We start from the raw sequence: 4241 nt of genomic DNA, 5'->3' as shown, positions 1-4241 counted from the left end.
ATTGCTGCTGTAATATCTTTTTTTATAGTTTATAGAGAGCTTATAACATCCAGAAAAATATATCCAATTTTTTTAAATGGGATTTCTATAAAATACTTAATTACTCCGGCTGTTTTATTCTCTATTTTTGTATTTTTTATCCAGCTTTTTAATAATCTTGTAGTAATGCCTAAATCCAAAGAATTATCTTTAAAATACTATAAAACTCTTAAAGGAGGTAAACTTCAAAGTGAAGAAGATAAGTATATTTTTATATCAAACCAATGGATAAAGCTTGATAATTTTACATTTGCTTATTTTGGCTTTCTTGATTTAAATAAATCCATTGGTAAAAACTTTATATATATAAAACTTGATAACAAAGAATTTTATCCGCTTTTTAGAGTTGAGGCAAAAACAGTTAACATACAAAAAGAAAAGCTTAAATTATTTAAAGGACGCATAGTTTCACTGGCAGATGTAATAAACTTTGATTACACAAAATTTGAAAAACTTGAATATCCAGTTAAGATTGACACAAAAAATTTAAGAAAATTAATCAAAATAAAAAGACCAACTTCTATATTGCAGTTTTATGAAAAAGCTATTATTGCAGATAGATTTGGTTATCCTTCTGGATATTTCTGGAGCAGGTTTTTTTCTTATTTTACGACTGTCTTTTCTCCAATAGTCCTGACAATATTTATTTATCCATGGATATGGTTAAGAAGAAGAGAAAAATATATTGTGATTTTTGGCTCTATTCTTTTTTACTGGTATGTGATATCTGCTCTGGCATCACTATCTGAAACAGGTGGTGTACCTTATTTTTCACCTGTTTTTATAAACATTATTTATCTGATTTTAGGTTTTATATTACTATTTAAAATCAAATTTGTTGAGCTTTAGGATAAGACCCAAGTATTTTAAAATAAGGGGATTTTTGTTTAAGTTCTTCTAAAGCCTCTTTTACATTTTTATCCTTTATGTGCCCTTCAATATCTGTAAAAAATATATAGTCCCAGGCTCCTTTTTTGGAAGGTCTTGACTCAATTTTTGTCATATTTATTTTTCTTCTATATAAAGGTTCTAATGTTTTATACAAAGCTCCAACTTCATTTTTCACAGAAAAAATAAATGTTGTTTTATCATTTCCTGTAGGTTGAGACATTTTATCCTCTTTGCCTATTATTAAAAATCTTGTAAAATTGTGAAGATGTTTATCTATTTTCCTTTCTATTATATGAAGACCATAAATATCCGCTGCAGCTTCACTTGCTATCGCAACAGCTTCAAAATCATCTTTTGCCATTTCAGCTGCCTTTGCTGTACTTTCAACTTCTATAAGCTGGGCACTGGGTAAATTTTTGTGAAGCCAGTCTCTACATTCTGCAAGAGCATGCCGATGAGAATATACCCTTTCTATTTCATTTAAATTCGGATTTATCCCCATAAGATTAAGGGAAATTTCAAGAATAGCTTCACCTGTTATATAAAGAGGATAGTCTATGAGCATATCAAGTGTATAATTAACAACTCCTTCAATAGTATTTTCAACAGGTACAACACCAAAATCAACTTTATCTTTCACTATTCTCATAAACATCCTTTATTGTAGAAACTGGAATATGCTCAACTGCCTGACCAAAATATTGCAAACTTGCTGATGGGTGAAAGTTGCACGGGGTCCAAGATATGCAACCTTTAAGTTTTCTTCTGTTGACCTGCAGGCTGAAATTATCTCCCTAAATACAGGTTTAATAGCATCTGTCGGAAACTCCCCGTACTGCTGGTTTAATTTTTGCAGCCTTTCAAATATTTCCTGTTCTCTACTTGGAACATATATAGGCAGGTTGTACTGCTTTTTTATATGTCCAACTTCTTTTGCGAGCTTTGCTCTTTCGTTTAAAAGTTTTACAATTATTTCATCTATTTCATCTATTTTTTTCCTAAGTTGTGAAAGTTTATCCTGTGCTTCCTGTGGTATTTTATCGCTCATTCCTTTTTCCTTTTGAGTTAATCTGAATACTATTATAAAATATTTTAAAACCTAAAGCTTATAAGAGGCCACATTGATAAAAGATTATAAAGTTAAAATAACTGAAAATAGGTTTATTTCTGGAATAACATGGCTTTTGAAGTTTAAAAATAAAGAAATTGCTGAAAAAGCAAAACCAGCTCATTTTATTATGGTTAGACCTACTGCCGAATACCAGTATGACCCTATGATGAGGAGAGCTTTTGCAATAGCAGATGTGGTAGATGATGAAATATGGATTTATTACGATGTTTATGGAAGAGGAACTAAAGCTTTAACTGAAAAAAAAGTTGGCGATGAGATAGAAATACTTGCTCCTTTAGGAAAAAATTTGTTTCCTGAAAAATTTGATTATTATATATTAGTTGGCGGTGGTATTGGTTTTGCTGGTCTTTCGTATTTAATGAAAAAATTAAGAAATGAAAATAAACCTTTTAAAGCTATATATGGAGTAAGAAGAAAACAGCAGCTTTCAATGCTTGACTGGATAAAAGAAAACGGTTTTGAAAATGACGTAATTATTTATACAGAAGATGGAAGTTATGGAGAAAAAGGACTTGTCATCAGAGATTTAAAAGAACTTGCCCTTGAGAATAAAAACACAGTAATTTTTACCTGCGGGCCTCACGGAATGATGAAAGCAGTTGATAAAATTGCCAAAGAAATTAACATTCCTTGCTATGCTTCTTTAGAAAGTAAAATGGCGTGTGGTTTTGGAATATGTATAGGATGTGTAATTAAAGATGTAGAAAAAAATTCTTATGTTAGGGTTTGTTATGAAGGGCCAGTTTTTGATACTTACAAAATAGAGCTTTAATCATTATCTATTTGCTCGTTCTGTCTTCTTTGAAACTCTTCAAGGGTTTTCTGGAAATCTTTTAGGTCTTTAAACTCATTATAAACAGATTTAAATCTTATATAAGAAATAATATCCAGTTTTTTGAGTCGCTGCTGAACCAAATCCCCGATTTCCGTAGATTCTACAAGTAGCTTTCCTTCATCTATTAGATACTTTTCTATATCTTCTGCAATTTCTTCAGCCTGTTTTTGAGAAACTGGTCTATTTTTCGCAGCAAGCATTATACCTCTTATTATTTTACTTTGTTCAAAAGGCTCTGTTTCTCCACTTTTTTCTTAACTATGATTTTTCTTCTTCAAGCCTTTCATAAGTTGTAAAACGGGTTCCGCATTCTACACACTCCCTTCTCCTTCTTATAACCGTTGCATCTTTTGACTGCCTTGTATCTACAACTTTATCGTGAAGTGAACCGCATTTGGGGCATTTCATAACTTTACTCCTATGAAAGATGTCAACCCACTAAGGTTGCAGTATTTTTATTAAAGTAATTTTCAAACTTTCTATTTTCTTTCAATAAAACGAACATAACTGTAGCTAACTTCCTCGCCAATGCTATCCTTGCTTTGTTCTTACTTACACCTGATTTTATTAACCTGTTAAAAAATTCTTTTAAGCTATTTTTCTTTTTTGTCTTTAACAAAGATATTGCTGCTTGTAATAGTTTATTTCTGAGTGTACTGTCCCCTCTTTTTGTTATCCTTCCCATTTTAATACTATCCCCACTTCCATATACTCTTGGCACTAATCCTATATATGCTCCGACTTTTCTACTATTATCAAATCTTTCTATATTCCCTATTGTGCTTATGAATGTTAAAGCTGTTATTTTCCCTACACCTGGTATGCTCTCTAATATATCTTTCTTCTCTTTTATCTCTTGATTTTTTTCTACATATTGGTTTATTATTTCCTCTATCTTTTCTATCTCTTTTGTTAAATGCTTTATTGTTCTTATATAACCTCTGATTACCCCTTGTATCTCAGGGGGTATCTCTTTTAGACTGTTTTCCACCTCTTTAATGCCTTTATCTGTTAGCAGTTGTCTGTTCTTTATCTTTATCCCGTATTCTAACAACAGGCTATGTGCCTGGTTCATTATGCTCCTTCTTTGGTCTATATAGTTTTCTCTTGCTTTTAATAGTTGTCTTAATCTTTCTATATCTTCTTCTGGTATGTATACTGTTGGTAGTAATCCTCTCTCTAAATATATTGCTATTGTTTGTGCATCTAACTTATCGCTCTTTTTATCTGTGTTTACACCTTTTAAAACGTTTTTAAATCTGTTTGTATTGATTAGGTATACTTCGTTATCTTCTTTTATTTGTTTTATGAAGTGTTTTACTCCTGTTAGTGTCTCTACTGCTA

At 31.0% G+C, this 4241-nt stretch carries 5 protein-coding genes and 1 pseudogene; 2 read left to right on the top strand and 4 right to left on the bottom strand.

Features of this window, described 5'->3' with window-relative positions; translation table 11 throughout:
* Positions 1-888 (top strand): LptF/LptG family permease (locus HG1285_RS05730; protein ID WP_032496815.1); only part of this gene is annotated, 888 nt, incomplete at its 5' end.
* Here HG1285_RS05730 and pheA read toward each other — a convergent pair.
* Positions 869-1978: pseudogene (gene pheA, locus HG1285_RS18230) on the bottom strand (prephenate dehydratase). The gene HG1285_RS05730 and the pseudogene pheA sit on opposite strands and share 20 nt — an antisense overlap.
* Positions 1979-2051: 73 nt before the next feature.
* Here pheA and HG1285_RS05735 point away from each other — a divergent pair.
* Positions 2052-2834 carry a dihydroorotate dehydrogenase electron transfer subunit gene (locus HG1285_RS05735; protein ID WP_008288317.1) on the top strand — a complete coding sequence of 261 codons (783 nt, stop codon included), beginning with the start codon at positions 2052-2054 and terminating at the stop codon, positions 2832-2834.
* Here HG1285_RS05735 and HG1285_RS20275 read toward each other — a convergent pair.
* The 3 genes from HG1285_RS20275 to HG1285_RS05745 all read right to left on the bottom strand — a co-directional run.
* Complete coding sequence (locus tag HG1285_RS20275) at positions 2831-3097, bottom strand: ATP cone domain-containing protein (protein ID WP_008288316.1); 267 nt, start codon at positions 3095-3097, stop codon at positions 2831-2833. The genes HG1285_RS05735 and HG1285_RS20275 overlap by 4 nt on opposite strands.
* 58 nt (positions 3098-3155) lie before the next feature.
* Positions 3156-3305: a hypothetical protein gene (locus tag HG1285_RS20270; RefSeq protein WP_232219501.1), complete on the bottom strand. Its 150-nt coding sequence runs from the start codon at positions 3303-3305 to the stop codon at positions 3156-3158.
* Positions 3306-3327: 22 nt separating this feature from the next.
* Positions 3328-4241: IS110 family transposase (locus HG1285_RS05745; RefSeq protein WP_008288315.1), on the bottom strand; the 914-nt coding region annotated here is incomplete at its 5' end.

The sequence above is a fragment of the Hydrogenivirga sp. 128-5-R1-1 genome (assembly GCF_000171895.1).
Note: the sequence above shows the minus strand (reverse complement) of the source record. Positions and strands in the feature narration are given on the sequence as shown.

Excerpts from the sequence above, each read along its gene's own strand:
- HG1285_RS20275 (WP_008288316.1), bottom strand. The coding sequence starts at position 3,097 with ATGCTTGCTGCGAAAAATAGACCAGTTTCTCAAAAACAGGCTGAAGAA.
- HG1285_RS20270 (WP_232219501.1), bottom strand. The coding sequence starts at position 3,305 with ATGAAATGCCCCAAATGCGGTTCACTTCACGATAAAGTTGTAGATACA.